This window comes from Bacillus sp. TH30 (assembly GCF_016650875.1).
In the GTDB taxonomy this organism is placed as follows: domain Bacteria; phylum Bacillota; class Bacilli; order Bacillales; family Bacillaceae_G; genus Bacillus_A; species Bacillus_A mycoides.
In genome coordinates this window covers 4,058,703-4,076,246 of sequence record NZ_JAEKEY010000002.1, presented here as the reverse complement: position 1 = coordinate 4,076,246, position 17,544 = coordinate 4,058,703, and the positions used below count along the sequence as shown (strand labels likewise).

19 protein-coding genes are annotated in these 17,544 nt (G+C 37.6%); all 19 read right to left on the bottom strand.

The features are described 5' to 3' along the window. Nucleotides 1–100: 100 nt before the first annotated feature. The 19 genes from dprA to fabD all read right to left on the bottom strand — a co-directional run bounded on the left by dprA (nt 101) and on the right by fabD (nt 17,536). Nucleotides 101–970, bottom strand: coding sequence for a DNA-processing protein DprA (gene dprA, locus JFU20_RS23300; protein WP_201038914.1), 870 nt, complete (start codon nt 968–970; stop codon nt 101–103). Between the two features lie 88 nt (nt 971–1,058). Then, nucleotides 1,059–1,961, bottom strand: a complete 903-nt coding sequence (gene sucD / locus JFU20_RS23295; protein ID WP_000115186.1) for a succinate--CoA ligase subunit alpha — start codon at nt 1,959–1,961, stop codon at nt 1,059–1,061. Nucleotides 1,962–1,980: 19 nt separating this feature from the next. Next, a complete protein-coding gene (sucC, locus tag JFU20_RS23290; protein WP_002014529.1) occupies nt 1,981–3,141 on the bottom strand; it encodes an ADP-forming succinate--CoA ligase subunit beta in 1,161 nt (386 codons plus the stop codon). A gap of 193 nt (nt 3,142–3,334) precedes the next feature. Continuing rightward, nucleotides 3,335–4,108: a ribonuclease HII gene (locus JFU20_RS23285; protein WP_002014527.1), complete on the bottom strand. Its 774-nt coding sequence runs from the start codon at nt 4,106–4,108 to the stop codon at nt 3,335–3,337. 55 nt (nt 4,109–4,163) lie between these two features. Next, on the bottom strand, nt 4,164–5,054 hold the full coding sequence (gene ylqF / locus JFU20_RS23280) for a ribosome biogenesis GTPase YlqF (RefSeq protein WP_201038913.1): 891 nt from the start codon (nt 5,052–5,054) through the stop codon (nt 4,164–4,166). 20 nt (nt 5,055–5,074) lie between these two features. Then, a complete protein-coding gene (gene lepB, locus JFU20_RS23275; RefSeq protein ID WP_002066791.1) occupies nt 5,075–5,626 on the bottom strand; it encodes a signal peptidase I in 552 nt (183 codons plus the stop codon). 100 nt (nt 5,627–5,726) lie between these two features. Beyond that, complete coding sequence (gene rplS, locus JFU20_RS23270) at nt 5,727–6,071, bottom strand: 50S ribosomal protein L19 (RefSeq protein WP_002014524.1); 345 nt, start codon at nt 6,069–6,071, stop codon at nt 5,727–5,729. Nucleotides 6,072–6,217: 146 nt separating this feature from the next. After that, the gene (gene trmD / locus JFU20_RS23265) at nt 6,218–6,952 is read right to left on the bottom strand and encodes a tRNA (guanosine(37)-N1)-methyltransferase TrmD (protein ID WP_002014522.1); all 735 of its coding nucleotides are present in this window, start codon (nt 6,950–6,952) and stop codon (nt 6,218–6,220) included. Next, nucleotides 6,952–7,467 (bottom strand): ribosome maturation factor RimM, encoded by a 516-nt coding sequence (gene rimM / locus JFU20_RS23260; RefSeq protein ID WP_002014521.1) that lies wholly within the window; start codon nt 7,465–7,467, stop codon nt 6,952–6,954. Before rimM ends, trmD begins: the two co-directional genes overlap by 1 nt. A 121-nt stretch (nt 7,468–7,588) precedes the next feature. Beyond that, entirely contained in the window at nt 7,589–7,816 is a 228-nt protein-coding gene (locus JFU20_RS23255) for a KH domain-containing protein (RefSeq protein WP_002088196.1), read from the bottom strand. 14 nt (nt 7,817–7,830) lie between these two features. After that, nucleotides 7,831–8,103, bottom strand: coding sequence for a 30S ribosomal protein S16 (gene rpsP, locus JFU20_RS23250; RefSeq protein ID WP_000268750.1), 273 nt, complete (start codon nt 8,101–8,103; stop codon nt 7,831–7,833). Between the two features lie 100 nt (nt 8,104–8,203). Beyond that, the gene (ffh, locus tag JFU20_RS23245; protein ID WP_002014519.1) at nt 8,204–9,553 is read right to left on the bottom strand and encodes a signal recognition particle protein; all 1,350 of its coding nucleotides are present in this window, start codon (nt 9,551–9,553) and stop codon (nt 8,204–8,206) included. A gap of 12 nt (nt 9,554–9,565) precedes the next feature. After that, complete coding sequence (locus tag JFU20_RS23240) at nt 9,566–9,898, bottom strand: putative DNA-binding protein (RefSeq protein WP_000891061.1); 333 nt, start codon at nt 9,896–9,898, stop codon at nt 9,566–9,568. A 132-nt stretch (nt 9,899–10,030) separates the two neighbouring features. After that, nucleotides 10,031–11,020: a signal recognition particle-docking protein FtsY gene (gene ftsY / locus JFU20_RS23235; RefSeq protein ID WP_002088200.1), complete on the bottom strand. Its 990-nt coding sequence runs from the start codon at nt 11,018–11,020 to the stop codon at nt 10,031–10,033. Between the two features lie 14 nt (nt 11,021–11,034). Next, complete coding sequence (gene smc / locus JFU20_RS23230; protein WP_002014517.1) at nt 11,035–14,604, bottom strand: chromosome segregation protein SMC; 3,570 nt, start codon at nt 14,602–14,604, stop codon at nt 11,035–11,037. A gap of 148 nt (nt 14,605–14,752) precedes the next feature. After that, nucleotides 14,753–15,490, bottom strand: a complete 738-nt coding sequence (gene rncS / locus JFU20_RS23225; protein ID WP_002033792.1) for a ribonuclease III — start codon at nt 15,488–15,490, stop codon at nt 14,753–14,755. Between the two features lie 58 nt (nt 15,491–15,548). Continuing rightward, nucleotides 15,549–15,782 (bottom strand): acyl carrier protein, encoded by a 234-nt coding sequence (gene acpP / locus JFU20_RS23220; protein ID WP_002014515.1) that lies wholly within the window; start codon nt 15,780–15,782, stop codon nt 15,549–15,551. Between the two features lie 69 nt (nt 15,783–15,851). Then, nucleotides 15,852–16,592 (bottom strand): 3-oxoacyl-[acyl-carrier-protein] reductase, encoded by a 741-nt coding sequence (gene fabG / locus JFU20_RS23215; protein ID WP_002014514.1) that lies wholly within the window; start codon nt 16,590–16,592, stop codon nt 15,852–15,854. Further along, on the bottom strand, nt 16,592–17,536 hold the full coding sequence (gene fabD / locus JFU20_RS23210; RefSeq protein ID WP_002190506.1) for an ACP S-malonyltransferase: 945 nt from the start codon (nt 17,534–17,536) through the stop codon (nt 16,592–16,594). The genes fabG and fabD overlap by 1 nt, the downstream gene beginning before the upstream one ends. Between the last annotated feature and the right edge of the window lie 8 nt (nt 17,537–17,544).

Below are 17,544 nucleotides of genomic sequence, written 5' to 3'. Positions count from 1 at the left end.
ATTGATTTCTCTTGTTTTTGTCAATCAAGAATGAATATACCATACAGCGACAATCTACCATTTGTCAATAATTGTTTAATAAAAACATAAAAATATATGGTTAATTTAAAATTTCTTCAAGGATATCCTCCGCATTTCTTACTAGCTTTGCGCCTTGTTGAATTAGATGATTCGTTCCCGCTGCACTCTCTATAAATATAGGTCCAGGAAGCGCAAACACCTCTCTATTTTGTTCTAGCGCAAGGTCTGCAGTAATAAGGGATCCACTTCTCGTTTTTGCTTCTACAACTAAAACACCTTTACTTATACCGCTAATAATTCGATTTCTTTTTGGGAAATACCATTTTTTCGGCACATAATGGGGCGGATACTCTGTCAATAACAATATATAATCTTTCCACGTGTCATATAAACCTCTATTCTCCTTTGGATACATATAAGATAATCCGTGTCCTAATATTGCAATGGTCGGGCAATGCTGCCTTACTGTAACTTCATGAGCAATTGTATCTATCCCTCTTGCAAACCCACTAACAATAAGCCATTCTTTTTCAAGTAAAGGTTGTAAAATAAACTTCATACTCTCCTTTCCATATAAAGACGGTTCTCTCGTTCCAACAATCGCTAATTTATTTACTTTATTTAGAAAATCTCTTTCTCCTTTTCCGTATAAAACAAAAGGGGGATCTTGTATTTCTCGCAGTAATTGTGGATAGTCCTTATCCCATATTGTTATATAAAATATTCTCTTTTTTTCTAACTGGGATACATATTGTTGGAGATTTGAAATTTGAAGAAAATTTACTAGTTCTAAAGATTTTTCCGAGGATATTCCAGCGTAATATTCAAATTGTTTCGGACTAAAAGTGTATATTCCCTTCAGTTCTGGATCAACATATAGTAGTCTCTCCATCGCCTTCCAATGATCCGCCAACATGTAATGAAGGTGCAATAAACGTTCTCTTTTCATCTCAATTCTCCTTACCCATAATTTTTATTATGTAAACAAAAAATGTGTAAAAAGACACCCTCTAATAAGAAGGTGTCTTTCAAAAAGATTAGTAGTTTTTACAAGTCTCAAATAATCCCTTTTCTTTTAAAACAGAGATTAATGTTTCACCCATAACAGCTGGTGTTTCCGCTACTTTAATACCACAAGCTTCCATTGTTTTAATCTTTTCAGCAGCAGTTCCTTTGCCGCCAGAAATGATCGCCCCAGCATGACCCATACGTTTGCCTTCAGGCGCTGTTTGACCACCAATGAAGCCTACAACTGGTTTTGTCATATTAGCTTGTACCCATTCTGCTGCTTCTTCTTCTGCCGTACCGCCGATTTCACCAATCATAATTACAGCATGCGTTTCTTCATCTTCATTAAATGCTTTTAACGCATCAATAAAGTCCGTACCGTTAACAGGGTCTCCCCCGATACCTACAGCAGTAGATTGGCCAATACCTTCTTGCGTTAACTGATGTACAGCTTCATACGTTAATGTACCAGAGCGAGATACGATACCAACATGACCTTTTTTGTGAATATATCCTGGCATAATACCAATTTTACATTCGTCAGGTGTAATGACACCAGGGCAGTTTGGTCCAAGTAAACGTGTATGTTTACCCGCCATATATCTCTTTACATTTACCATATCTAATACAGGGATTCCTTCAGTAATACATACTACTAAATCAATCTTTGCATCAACTGCTTCCATAATTGCATCAGCCGCAAAAGCGGGTGGAACGTATACAACTGAAGCGTTTGCGCCTGTTGCTTTCACAGCATCTTCTACTGTATCAAATACTGGTACGCCTTCAATATCAGTGCCACCTTTACCTGGTGTTACACCACCTACAATTTTCGTACCGTATTCAATCATTTGCTTTGTATGGAATAACCCTTGAGAACCTGTAATACCTTGAACAATAACTTTTGTATCTTTATTAACTAATACGCTCATTTTTCTCCCCCGCTTTCTATTAGCCCACTAGTGAAACAATTTTTTGTGCACCGTCTGCCATAGATTCTGCTGCAACAATATTTAAACCAGACTCATTTAAAATTTTCTTTCCTAGCTCTACGTTTGTACCTTCAAGACGTACAACTAAAGGCAACTCAAGACCTACCTGCTTCGTCGCTTCAATAACACCTTCTGCGATAACATCACACTTCATAATGCCACCAAAAATGTTAACGAAGATACCCTTTACATTTTTGTCAGAAAGGATAATTTTGAATGCTTCTGTAACTTTTTCAGCTGTTGCGCCGCCACCAACATCTAAGAAGTTAGCCGGGTCACCATGGTAATGTTTAATGATATCCATTGTAGCCATTGCTAAACCTGCACCATTAACCATACAACCGATATTTCCATCTAAAGGAATGTAGTTTAAATCATATTTAGAAGCTTCAATTTCTTTTGAATCTTCTTCTTCAAGATCACGAAGTTCTAAAATATCTTTATTGCGATATAACGCATTAGAATCAAAGTTTAATTTTGCATCTAACGCCATAACTTTACCGTCACCTGTTGTAACAAGTGGATTAATCTCAGCGATAGAGCAATCTTTTTCGATAAACGCGCTGTATAAGCCCATCATAAACTTCACAGCTTGTCCTACAAGTTCTTTTGGAATATTGATGTTAAACGCGATTCTACGCGCTTGGAAACCTTGTAAACCTACTGCTGGATCAATATATTCTTTAAAGATTTTTTCAGGCGTTTTTTCTGCTACTTCTTCAATTTCTGTTCCACCTTCTTCAGATGCCATTAAAACAACTTGAGAAGTTGCACGATCTAATACAAGACCTACATAATATTCTTTTTTAATATCGCAACCTTCTTCGATAAGTAAGCGTTTTACTTCCTTACCTTCAGGACCTGTTTGATGCGTCACAAGTGTAGTTCCTAAAATGCTTTCTGCATATGTACGAACTTCTTCCAAATTTTTCGCAACTTTTACACCGCCAGCTTTGCCGCGTCCACCAGCGTGAATTTGCGCTTTAACTACACATACTTCCGTTCCTAATTCTTTCGCTGCTTCTACAGCTTCTTCTACTGTAAATGCAACCTTCCCGTTCGGAACGCTAACCCCATAGCTTCTAAGGACTGCCTTACCTTGGTACTCATGGATATTCATGGTCCCATCCTCCCCTGTTTTCCTGTTTTACTCGAAAAGTTTTTTAATGTTTAAAAAACATTACATTGCCATTGTATAAGATGATTGGCACGCTGTCTACAATAAAGTGTCAGAAAACTGAAATCGCTTTATTCTTTTTCGAAAATAATAATGTTTATATACCAAAATAAAAAATAAGCTGTGAATATACAGCTTATTTTTGAATCATATCTTTAATTGGCGCGAATGATTTTCGATGTTCCTCTAATACTCCATGTACTTCAATCGCTTCTAAATGCTGTTTCGTCCCATATCCCATATGTTGTTCAAATCCATATGCAGGATACTTTCCTCCTAACTCTTTCATCATGCGATCTCTCGTCACTTTCGCAATAATAGATGCAGCTGAAATAGAGACACTTTTCGCATCACCTTTAATGATTGATGTTTGCGGAATTGATGTAGGAAGCTTCATCGCATCGATTAATAAATATTCTGGTGTACATGATAAATTAGCAACGGCATCTAACATCGCTTGCTTCGTCGCTTGATAAATATTTATTTCATCAATAACTTGTGGTGATATAATTCCAACTCCAATCGCAATTGCATGCTCTTTAATTTCATCATAAAAACGCTCACGTTTCGCTTCACTTAATTTTTTCGAGTCATTTAATCCTGGAATATAAAAATCTTCCGGAAGGACGACTGCCGCCGTCACAACCGGTCCTGCTAACGGCCCACGACCCACTTCATCAATACCAGCAATGTATGTGAGCCCTTTTTCACGTAACTCATTTTCGTACTTTGACATTTCTAGAAATTTTTCTCTTTCTTTTTGCGCTAACTCTTTTTGTTTATACCACTTCAAAATTAGTTTTTGAACACCTTTTCGCTCATCTTTCACTAACATTTGAAAACGCTCGTCTTCTTCATTCATAATTTCTTGCAGCAAACATTCCGCTTCATGAATAGTCATTTTTTGCATCTATTTACACTCCTTTTAAACGTAACCAAAAAGAAAAGACGTACAAACGCACGTCTTATACTTCTTCTACTTTTTCCGCATCTTCTACCTGCTCTGCAAACTCTTCTGGTGTTTCAAATGTCATTTTTCCTAATCTTCCACCACGAAGCTCACGAAGTATAAGCTCAGATGTTTTATCATAATCAATCATTCCGCCGCCCATTAAGCAACCTCTATTTTTTCCAATTGCATCAAATAACTCCACAATTTCTTCTGGAATGTCATTTAAATTATATCGCTCTTTTAAACGTTCCGGATAATATTTTTCCATAAAACGTAACGCATAAATAGCTACATCCTGTAGATTTAATATAGAATCTTTAATTGCACCAGTCGTCGCTAAACGAAGACCAACTAATTCATCTTCAAATTTAGGCCACAAAATACCTGGTGTATCTAATAATTCCATTTCTTTCCCAACTTTAATCCACTGCTGGGCCGTTGTCACACCAGGACGATCTCCTGTTTTTGCTATATTCTTCTTCGCTAATTTATTAATTAGTGTAGATTTACCAACGTTTGGAATACCTACAATTAAAGCACGAATTGCTCTTGGTCTAATGCCTTTAGCAACCATTTTATCGAATTTTTCTTTGACAAGAACTTTACAAGCTGCTGCAATTTCTTTCATACCTTGTCCAGCTTGCGCATTAATTGAAATTGCCTTTTGACCTCTTTCATCAAAATATGCAATCCACTGCTTTGTAAGACGATCATCCGCCATATCCGCTTTATTTAAAACAACAAGCCTTGGTTTATGTGTAATAATTTCATCAATCATTGGATTACGAGAAGATAAAGGTAATCGAGCATCTACAAGCTCAATTACAACATCAATTAACTTTAATTTTTCTGTTACTTGGCGTCTAGCCTTTGCCATATGTCCTGGGAACCATTGAATTACCATGTTGCCACCTTCTTTTTCTTTTATTTCACAATACGTGCATCTTTTAACGGCCAATATAGCATATTTGCTTTACCAATCACTTGGTCCATTGAAATTGTACCAATCGAACGGCTATCTTTACTAAAACGACGATTATCGCCTAAAACAAATAATTGACCTTCTGGAACAGTTTTCTTTCCTGTCATTTCTTCAAGAGTAAAATCATATGTAAGCGGTCCGTCAGCCAGTTGTTTTTTCTGCTTATCTAAATACGGCTCCTCATAAGGTTTCCCGTTAACATATAGTTTATCATTACGGTATTCGATTTCGTCGCCTGGCAGGCCAATAATACGCTTAATATAATCTTTTTCTTCCGTCGCTCGGAATACAATAATATCAAAGCGTTTCGGATCACCTATGTGATAGCCAATTTTATTAACAATCATTCGATCACGGTCATGTAAAGTCGGCGACATCGATACACCGTCTACGAGAATTGGGGCAAAGAAAAACTGTCTAATTACGCCCGCTAATACAACAGCAATCAAAATTGCTTTGATCCATTCCCAAAGTGAGCTCTTCTCTTTCTTCATGCTTTCCCCTCCACTGTTATGTAAGCTGCTCGTATTATACCAAAATTTCATATAGATTGGAAAAAGGGAGCTTGTGTATTTACAAGCTCCCATACATGTCTTATCGAATTTCTTTAATACGTGCTTTTTTACCGCGAAGGTTACGTAAGTAGTATAACTTAGCACGACGTACTTTACCACGGCGAAGTACTTCGATGTTCGCGATTCTTGGCGTGTGAACTGGGAATGTACGCTCAACACCTACACCGTAAGAAATCTTACGAACTGTGAATGTTTCACTGATTCCGCCACCACGACGCTTAATTACAACACCTTCGAAAAGCTGAATTCTTTCACGAGTTCCCTCAACTACTTTTACGTGTACACGTAAAGTGTCTCCAGGACGGAATGAAGGAAGGTCAGTTTTCAATTGGCCTTTTGTGATTTCTGTGATTAATTGTTGCATATTAAATTCTCTCCTTTAAACAGATGCTCTTATAAAGTCTTATTAAATTACAGCGGAACATCGTTAATACGGCTACTGATTTCAGTAGCACAAATGTTATAATAGCATATTGCTAGGACTGTTGCAATAGAAAATATATCAAGCCCTTATCGGTCTTCTTTAATCTGTTCCAGCCATTTCTCTTCTTGCTTAGATAATTCTCGTTCTTCCAGTAAATCCGGTCTACGTGTGTACGTACGACGTAGTGACTCTTTATGGCGCCATTCATCAATGTTTTTATGATTTCCTGACATTAGTACATCCGGTACCTTCATACCACGAAAATCAGCAGGACGTGTATAATGTGGGTGTTCTAACAAACCTGTGCTAAAAGAGTCTTCCACTTGTGACGTTTGATTCCCAAGCACTCCTGGCAAAAGACGTACAACACTGTCAGTGACTACCATAGAAGCCAATTCTCCACCCGTTAATACGTAATCCCCAATAGAAATCTCATCTGTTACAAGATGCTCACGAATTCGTTCATCGTATCCTTCATAATGGCCACATACAAAAATAACATGCTCTTCTCCAGCAAGCTCTTCTGCCTTCTTCTGCGTGAAACGCTCTCCTTGTGGACACATTAAGACGATTCTCGGCTTACGGTCTGTTTCCTTCGTTAACTCTTCTACTGCGTCAAAGATAGGCTGTGGGGTTAATACCATACCAGCGCCCCCACCATACGGATAATCATCTACACTATTATGCTTACTAGTTGTATACTCACGAAAATTGACAACACGAAGCTCTACCGCTTCTTTTTCTTGTGCTTTCTTTAAAATTGAAGACCCAAATACACCCGTAAACATATCCGGAAACAATGTTAAAATGTCAATTTTCATTATAGTAGCCCTTCCATTACATGAATGGTTACTAATTTATTTTCAATGTTAACTTGAAGTACAACGTCATCAATATAAGGAATTAACAAATCTTGACCCTTTGGACGTTTAATCACCCAAACGTCATTCGCACCAGGAGATAGAATCTCTTTGATTGTCCCTAACGCTTCTCCTTCTTCCGTTACAACGTTGCAACCAATAATTTCATGGTAGTAGTATTCACCTTCAGCTAGTTCGCCTAACTGCTCTTCTGGTACTTTTATTAAAGAACCTTTTAACTTCTCTACTTCATCTACATTGTTGTATCCTTCAAGTGTTAATAAATCAAATGTCTTATGTTGACGATGAGAAGTTACCTTCACTGTAAGGTAGTCTGTACCTTTCTCATCCCATATGTATAACGTGTTCCCTACTTTATATCGCTCTTCTGGAAAATCAGTACGAGAAATAACACGAATTTCTCCTTTTACGCCATGAGTATTTACAATTTTCCCTACATTAAACCATTTTGTCATAAATAGTATGTCACCCCTGGTTTCTATATAAATTAAGCATTTCCATTTTATATATGGAACATGCAATTTCTCTTTAAATGTTAAAAAAGGGAGAGGAAATAACTCCTCGCCCTTTTTACGTTTATTGAATTTCCAGTGTGACGTTCTCATCATTATGATGTCCCACTGAATACAAGAGCATTCTAATCGCTTTCGCAACTTTCCCTTGCTTTCCAATGACTTTTCCAACATCCTCAGGATGTACAGTTAATCGATACTTTATTTCTCCGTTGCAAAGTTCCTGTGTAACTTTTACATCTCCAGGATGATCCACAAGAGGTTTAACAATTGTCTCGACTAACATTTTCATTGTCATTGCCTCAATTACTTACCTTGTTTAGATAAGTGGAATTTCTCCATGATACCTTGGTTAGAGAAAAGGTTACGAACTGTATCAGATGGTTTAGCACCATTTCCTAACCATTTTAATGCTGCTTCTTCGTTGATCTTAACTTCCGCTGGTTGAGCAACCGGATTGTAAGTACCGATTTCCTCAATGAAACGTCCGTCACGAGGAGAACGAGAATCTGCAACAACTACACGATAGAAAGGAGTTTTTTTAGCTCCCATACGTTTTAAACGAATTTTAACTGCCATTTATAAAGCACCTCCGAATTTATTTCACACAGATAATTATATTAGCAAAAAGACTATTGCTTTGTAAAGTATTTTTTCTTAACAGAGCCATCTTTTTTCCTTACATGAATGGAAACTTCAATCCACCTAGTCCTTTTTTCTTACCTTTTTGCATTCCCGTCATCGTCTTCATCATTTTTTTCATATCATCAAATTGCTTGATTAGACGATTGATTTCTTGTACCGTTGTACCGCTACCTTTGGCAATGCGCTTTTTACGACTAGCATTGATTATTTCCGGTTGTTCTCGTTCTACTTTAGTCATAGAACGAATAATTGCCTCAATATGCCCAATTTGTTTTTCATCAACTTGTGCATTTTTCAGCCCTTTAATTTTATTTGCACCAGGAAGCATTCCTAACAATTCGTCAAGCGGTCCAAGTTGACGCACTTGTCCAAGTTGTTCTAGGAAATCGTCAAGCGTAAACGAAAGCGTACGCATTTTTTGCTCAAGTTCTTTTGCTTTCTCTTCATCAACTGTAGCTTGCGCTTTTTCAATTAATGTTAAGACGTCGCCCATCCCTAAAATACGGGATGCCATACGTTCTGGATGGAACGCTTCAATTGCATCTAGTTTTTCACCCATACCAGCAAATTTAATTGGTGTATTTGTTACAGCCTTAATAGATAATGCCGCACCACCGCGCGTATCACCATCTAATTTCGTTAATACAACACCTGTTAATCCTAACTGTTCATGGAAACTTTGTGCTACATTTACCGCGTCTTGTCCTGTCATCGCATCGACAACAAGGAAAATTTCATCCGGTTTCGCAACTTCTTTGACTTTTGCTAATTCACCCATTAGTTCTTCATCAATATGCAGGCGACCCGCTGTATCGATTAAAACGTAATCGTGATGATCTTCTTTTGCTTTCGCAATCGCTTGTTTCGCAATTTCAACCGGACTTACTTGATCTCCTAAGGAGAAAACAGGCATGTCCAATTGCTTCCCTAATGTTTCAAGCTGTTTAATCGCTGCTGGACGGTAAATATCCGCTGCAACAAGCATCGGTTTACGATTATGCTTTTTACGAAGCAAATTTGCAAGCTTACCTGTCGTCGTTGTTTTACCCGCACCTTGCAGACCAACCATCATTATAACAGTAGGTGGCTTATTAGCAACAGCAATTTTGCTTTGCTCTCCGCCCATAAGTTCTGTAAGTTCTTCCTGTACGATTTTAATTACTTGTTGTCCAGGTGTCAAACTTTTCATTACATCTTGTCCGACAGCACGCTCAGACACACGCTTTATAAAATCTTTTACTACTTTAAAGTTAACATCCGCTTCTAAAAGAGCTAGACGAACTTCTCTCATCATTTCTTTTACATCGGCTTCAGAAACTTTTCCTTTGCCGCGGATTTTTTGCATTGTCTGTTGAAGTCGGTCGGCTAATCCTTCAAATGCCATATTGCCGCCCTCCTAATCTAATTTTTCGATAGCTTCAACAACTTGTTTCATTTCTTCATTTACATGCTCTTCTTCGCTGATTAGCTGTTTTAGCTTTGCAACAAGTCGCTGTCGCTCTTGAAACTTTTGAAGTAATACTAATTTATCTTCATATTCTTCAAGCATCGCTTCAGTCCGTTTAATGTTATCATACACGGCTTGGCGACTTACATCAAATTCTTCCGCAATTTCACCAAGAGATAAATCATCTAGATAATAAAGCGACATATAACTTCTTTGTTTTTGCGTTAACAACGATTGATAAAAATCAAATAAATAGTTCATTCTCGTTGTTTTCTCGAGCATGTTGGATCATCCTTTGTTAAGTGATTTCCCTTTACATGACTTAGTTTACATGGAGTATAAAAGAGTGTCAAGTTTTTTTCTTAACATCACATATTTTTATAAAAAAAGAAGCGGAAATACCGCTTCTTTCACTTACACTTCTTCTGTTTCTACTACGTTCGCAAACAAACCATAAACATATTGTTCTGGATCAAACTGTTGCAGATCATCCATTTGCTCTCCTAGCCCAACAAATTTCACCGGAACATCCATTTCGTTACGAATCGCTAAGACGATACCACCTTTAGCAGTTCCATCTAACTTCGTTAAAACAATACCAGTAACATTCGTGGCTTCACGGAATGTTTTCGCTTGGCTTAAACCATTTTGCCCTGTTGTTGCATCAATAACAAGTAATACTTCATGAGGAGCCCCTGGTACTTCACGCTCAATTACGCGCTTCACTTTCTCTAACTCATTCATTAAGTTTACTTTATTTTGTAAGCGTCCCGCTGTATCACATAGCAATACATCCACTTTACGGGCCTTTGCCGCTTGTACAGCATCATACATAACAGCCGCTGGATCAGATCCTGACCCTTGTTTAATTACTTCTACACCAACACGATCGCCCCATACTTCTAATTGCTCAATCGCCCCAGCACGGAATGTATCTCCTGCCGCCAATAGGACAGACTTACCTTCTGATTTAAATTTATGTGCAAGCTTACCAATCGTCGTCGTTTTCCCCACACCATTCACACCAACAAATAAAACTACTGTTAATTGATCCTCTTGTATATTAACTTCATTACTAAAATCGCTGTCACCTTTGTAAATGCCCACTAGCTTTTCAGAAATAACAGCCTGTACTTCTTTCGGATCTTGAATGTTACGACGTTGCACTTCTTCTTTCAACTGATCAATTAATTCCATCACTGTCGAAACTCCGACATCCGCACTAATTAAAATTTCTTCTAATTCTTCAAAGAAATCTTCGTCTATTTTGCGGTAACGGTACACTAAGTCATTTACTTTATCAGCAAATGAATTTCTCGTTTTTTCTAATCCTTGTTTAAACTTCTCTGTTACCGTATCCGTTTGTTTTGAAATTTTTTCTTTTAATTTTTTTAAAAAGCTCATACTTCCCATCCTTCCTATCTACTTGCAACAAGTTCTTCGCCATCATCTAAACGAACAGAAACAAGCTTCGACACCCCTGATTCTTGCATTGTTACACCGTACAATACATCAGACTCTTCCATTGTACCTTTTCGGTGTGTAATTACAATAAACTGCGTTTCATCACTAAATTTCTTTAAATACTGCGCAAAACGAGCAACGTTTGCCTCATCAAGAGCTGCTTCCACTTCATCTAGAACACAGAATGGAACCGGGCGTACTTTTAAAATACCAAATAAGAGCGCAATTGCCGTTAAAGCACGCTCTCCCCCTGAAAGTAAACCTAAATTTTGTAGTTTCTTCCCTGGTGGTTGCGCTACAATATCAATACCCGTATTTAGTAAATCTTCTGGGTTTGTCATTACTAAATCCGCTCTTCCACCTCCGAATAATTCAGAGAATACAGATTGAAACTCTGTTCGAATCCCTTCGAATGTAGTAGAAAAGCGTTTTTTCATCTCTTCATCCATTTCCGTAATAAGTTGATGCAATGTCGATTTCGCTTCTTCTAGGTCATCTCTTTGCTCTAATAAGAATGTATGGCGCTCTGCTACACGTTCATACTCATCAATTGCCCCTAAATTTACTGCGCCTAACTCTTCAATGGATAGTTTAATTAGTTTCACCTTTTTACGTGCATCTTCTGCAGGCATCATCATTGTATACTTAAGTTTTGCTGCTTCAAATGAAATAGTATATGTTTCACGTAAATGTTGCAATCTATTTTCCAGCTCTACATCAAGTCGGTTAATTTTCACTTCTTGATCTTTCAGCATCTCAAGAATATATTTATGTTTACCTATTGTTTCTTTCACACCGCGCTCTAAATGCTCGACTCTTTCTTGCAATGATACGCGTTGTTCACGACGAGAACGAATTAACTCCGAAGTTTGATTACGATCATACGCTTTCTTCTCAATCATATTCGTAATTTGTTCTTCGCCACTTGAATTAGATGTCATCTCTTGCTTTAAGAACGCTAAATCTTCTTTCGTTTTTACAAGCGTCGCATCAGTCTCTTCTTTTTCCTTCGTCAATCGTTCGACTTTTTCTTTTTGATTAGACAAACGTTGTTGTTGTTCAGCAGCTTGTACTTTTAGCTCCGTCATTTCCTTCTGAACTTTTTCTTTTGAAGAATATTGTTCACTTTTTTGTTTCGTTAAAACGACGATTTTGCTATCTAATTCCCCAATCTCAGCTTGAAGAGTCGCTAAAATCTTTTCTAACTCTTCTTTGCGCCCTTGCATTTTTACTTGATCTTGTAAAAATCCTTCAATCTCTAAATCGTAAATCGATAAACGATCATTAATACGATGTTCATCTAATTCTAAACGATTAATTTCTTCTCTTAGCTTCTGTTCATCTACACGTTCGGTCTCTACACCTTGGCGTAGCTCTCGTATTTGTACTTCTTTTTCTTGAATCTCTTGCTTTACTGCTTTAACAAAGTTTTCTAGCTTTGTTGTTTTTTCTTCCATGTCAGTTAGTTTTTTAGTCCACTCTTCAAGTTCACGTTGACGTCCCAATAAAGAGGATTTCGCCTGTTTTACAGCTCCACCCGTCATAGAACCACCCGGGTTCACTACGTCACCTTCGAGTGTTACAATACGATAGCGGTATTGCAGTTGTTTCGCTAACTCATTTGCTCCGCGTAAATCTTTCGCAACAACAACTGTACCTAATAAACTTGAAACTACATTCTCATATTTATTATTGTACTGCACAAGTTCTGCCGCTACACCGACAAACGATGGATGCTGATTCACAATGCGTAATTGATCAAATGATAGCGATCGGCTTTTAATAACAGCTTGAGGTAAAAACGTTGCACGGCCATGTTTATTTTGCTTTAAAAATGCAATTGCATTACGAGCATGCTCTTCTGTTTGTACTACGATATGTTGCATCGCTGCCCCAAGGGCGATTTCCATTGCGATTTCATATTCTTTCGGCACAGTCAGAAGTTCTGCAACAGCTCCCTCAATACCTTGTAGTCTATTTTCTCTAGCCTTTAATACTTCACGTACCCCTTGATAGAAGCCAGAGTAGTCCTCTTGCATCTCTTCTAACATTTCTTTACGAGAGCGCGCCTGTTGCACAAATTGATACGCTTGATACAGTTTCGTTTCATTTTCACTATACTGCGACTTACATTTCCCAAGTGCCGTTTCTGTCTTCTGTATGTTAGAAATAATGCCAGCTATTTTCTCTCTCGCTTGCTCATAGCTGTCTACAAGTTTCGCCTTTTTCGCTGTAATTTCCACACGCATCTGTACATACTTTTCATTTTCTTCATCAAGTCGTTCGTTTTTAGAGTTTTGCTGTTTTGATTGTTCTTCAATCATAGATAATTCATTACGAAGACTTGCTTGTTGATTTAAAAGTTCAATATAGTCACCTTTTAAATTCTCAATTTGTTCCTCTAAATTCTCAGCAAAAGTCGCAAGTAATTGCTCGTTATCATGCAATTTCTTCTCCAATTCTTTTACTTGATTCACAAATTGCATTAAAGCTTCTGTACTTGTTTCAATTTCGCCATCATAACTTGTAGTTTTCTCTGTTAACTCAACAATTAGCTTTTCAAGCTGCGCACAATGTGTCGTTGCATTTTGCTTTCTTTCCTTTAACAGCTCGCGTTGCCCTTCTAGTTTTTCTAGTTCTTTACTAGACAGAAGTAGAACTTCTTGTAAGGAATTTACAGATTCATCAACGGCTTGTAATTGCCCGCGTAATTCCTCAAGCTCTTCTTCACTTTTTTGTAAGTTCGCCGACATTTTAGCTTCTTCATCTTTATTATGCCCAAATTGATTTCGAAGCGCTTCCCACTTTTCATGTAATTCTTCAATTTCATGTACAATAAGCGCAGCTTCTACTTTCTCTAATTCTTCTTTTTTCTCAAGATAATCTTTCGCAATAGAAGCTTGTCTTTCTAGTGGTTCTACTTGACTACTTAATTCGTGAATAATATCTTGTACACGATTTAAGTTTTCTTGTGTTTCCGCCAATTTCCCTTCAGCTTTCTTTTTACGAAGTTTATATTTCAGCACACCCGCAGCTTCTTCAAATACACCACGACGTTCTTCTGATTTACTACTCAAAATCTCTTCGACTTTCCCCTGGCTAATAATCGAAAAAGCTTCCCTTCCCATACCAGAATCCATAAATAAATCAATAATATCTTTTAATCTACAAGATTGTTTATTAATATAAAAATCACTATCACCCGAACGAGATACACGACGCGTTACACACACCTCGTTATACTCAATCGGTAAGCGTTGGTCTTCATTATTTAAAGTTAATGTAACTTCAGCAACATTAACCGCTCTTCTCGTATCACTGCCGGCAAAAATAATATCCTCCATCTTTGCACCGCGTAATGACTTTGCAGATTGTTCACCAAGTACCCAGCGAATTGCATCAGTAATATTACTTTTCCCGCTCCCGTTAGGTCCTACTACAGAAGTTACACCTGGAACAAAATCGACAGATACACGCTCAGCAAAAGACTTAAATCCTGCTATTTCTAATCTTTTTAAAAACACGAAAGGCCTTCCTCCTATTCTCCGTTGTTGTAAACGTTGTCTATACGAAAACAAACTACTATACGGATTTCCCACTCCTTTTATTTATAAATAAAAGGAAAGTTTCATTCTATGCATAAGGAATCCCCCTCATTCAAAGGGGGATTCCTCATGATTGTTCTTTTAATTTTTTCAATGCTTCTGCAGCAGCTTGTTGCTCTGCCTCTTTTTTTGACTTACCACTTCCAAGACCTAATGCCTCATTATTTAAAGTTACACGGGACACAAATTCTCGGTTGTGGGCCGGTCCTTTTTCTTGCAAAATTTGATACTCAACATTGCCACTACCATCACGCTGAATCAATTCTTGCAATTGACTCTTATAATCCATCACATGAGAAAAAGCACCTTCATTAATTTTTGGATATACAACTTCTTTTAAGTATCCCCAAACTGTTTCTAGCCCTTGATCAAGATAAAGGGCACCAATAAACGCTTCAAAGACATCCGCTAATAAAGCTGGTCGTTCACGTCCACCCGTCATTTCCTCACCTTTCCCTAATAAAACAAGGCTACCAAATGACATTTCGTTTGCAAAACGAACAAGAGATGGCTCACATACAATAGCTGCACGTAGTTTTGTTAACTCTCCTTCGCTCATTGTCGGATATTTTTGAAACAGATACTGTGATACAGTGAGTTCCAATACAGCATCGCCAAGAAACTCAAGACGCTCATTGTCCTCATGCGGTTTTTTTCGATGCTCATTCACATACGATGAATGCGTAAACGCTTGAATCAATAATTTTTCATCTGTAAACGTAATACCTATCTCTTCTTGAAATACTTTAAAAGCTTCACGATATTTTGCTTCGTATTTTTTTTCTCTATGTTTTCGGTACGGCATAGGTCCCTCCAGATATAAGCCGAGAAGCCCCGTTAAAAAACGGGACTTCACTTAAGCATTATAGATGACTCTCTATGTAAGTCACAGCATCGCCAACAGTAGCAATCTTTTCAGCATCTTCATCAGAAATTTCCATTTCGAATTCATCTTCTAATTGCATTACAAGTTCTACTACATCTAGGGAGTCTGCGCCTAAATCTTCTTTGAAGCTTGCAGCTGGTACTACTTCAGTTTCTTCTACTCCTAAACGATCAACGACAATTTTGGTTACACGCTCTAAAACATCTGCCATTCTATTCACCTCCCCTCAAATATTATATAAAATATTGTCCAAAAAAACTAGGTGAAATCGATTCTTTTATTACATTACCATACCGCCATCAACATTTAACGTTTGACCTGTAACATATTTACTTTGATCAGAAGCAAAAAACGTTACAGTATTTGCGATATCTTGTGCTTCTCCAAACTGAGCTGCAGGAATTAATTTTAACATTTCGGCTTTTATATTTTCATCTAATACATCCGTCATATCAGTCGCAATAAACCCTGGAGCAATTGCATTTACAGTAATATTTCGGCTCGCTAATTCTTTTGCTGATGTTTTTGTTAATCCAATTACACCAGCTTTAGCAGCAACATAATTTGCTTGTCCTGGGTTTCCTGTTACACCAACAACAGAAGCGATATTAATAATACGTCCATGACGTTGACGCATCATATAGCGCGATACTGCTTTCGTACATAAGAAAACACCTTTTAAGTTTGTATTAATAACTGTATCCCATTCTTCTTCTTTCATACGCATTAATAAATTATCTTTTGTTACACCAGCGTTATTTACAAGAATATCAACTTGTCCAAACGTATCTACAGTTTGTTTCACCATTGCAGTAACATCATCAGCATTTGCAACATCTGCTCTTACTGCAATGGCATCTGAACCTAATTTCTTTATTTCATCAACTACTTCATTCGCCTTTTGCTCATTACCAGCATAATTTACTACAACATTTGCCCCTTGTTTCGCTAAATCAATAGCAATCGCACGACCAATCCCACGTGAAGCACCAGTTACTAATGCTACTTTCCCTTTTAACATCAGCTTTCTCCTCTCAAATTTGAAATGGTATCTCTTAATGTCTCTTCATCATATACCGCATATGCTTTCACTGAAGAATCAATCGACTTCATAAGACCAGCAAGTACTTTTCCAGGTCCGATTTCAATAAATGTATCTACCCCTTGATTCACCATATACTCAATAGATGGGTACCATAATACAGGCGAATAGAGCTGTTCAATTAGCTTTGCTTGAATATCTGTACCACGCGTAATAACATCTGCCGTAACATTTGCAATAACAGGAATATTCGTGTCTTGAATTGTAATTTCATTTAAAACACTTTGGAATTTCTCAGCAGCTGGTTTCATAAGCGAGGAATGAAACGGTCCACTTACTTTGAGCGGAATTGCTCTTTTAGCACCATTTTCTTTCGCTCTTTGAGAAGCAAGTTCTACTCCTTGCTTTGTTCCAGAAATAACAATTTGCTTCGTACTATTCATATTAGCAATTTGTACTGCATATCCTTCACTTGTTACTTCTTCTGTAACTCGTTTCAGCATATCCGGATCCGCACCTAAAATAGCTGCCATTGCACCTTCCCCGCCTGGAACAGCTTCTTCCATATATTCCCCGCGTTTCCTTACAGCATATACAGCGTCTTCGAATGTTAATGCACCAGCAGCTACAAGAGCGCTATATTCACCTAAACTATGTCCTGCGACAAAATCAGGTGTAATATCATACTCCTTCAAAGCTGTTAAAATTGCAAAGCTCGTTGTTAATAGTGCCGGCTGCGCATTTGTTGTTAATGTTAACTTTTCTTGCGGTCCTTCAAAAATCACTTCTGAAAGAGAATCATGCAAAACCTCATCCGCTTTTGCAAACACTTTCGCAACCTCTTTATTATTCTCCGCTAACTGTCTACCCATTCCAACTGCCTGTGAACCTTGGCCCGGAAAAAGAAATGCTATTTTTCCCATTTCAAATC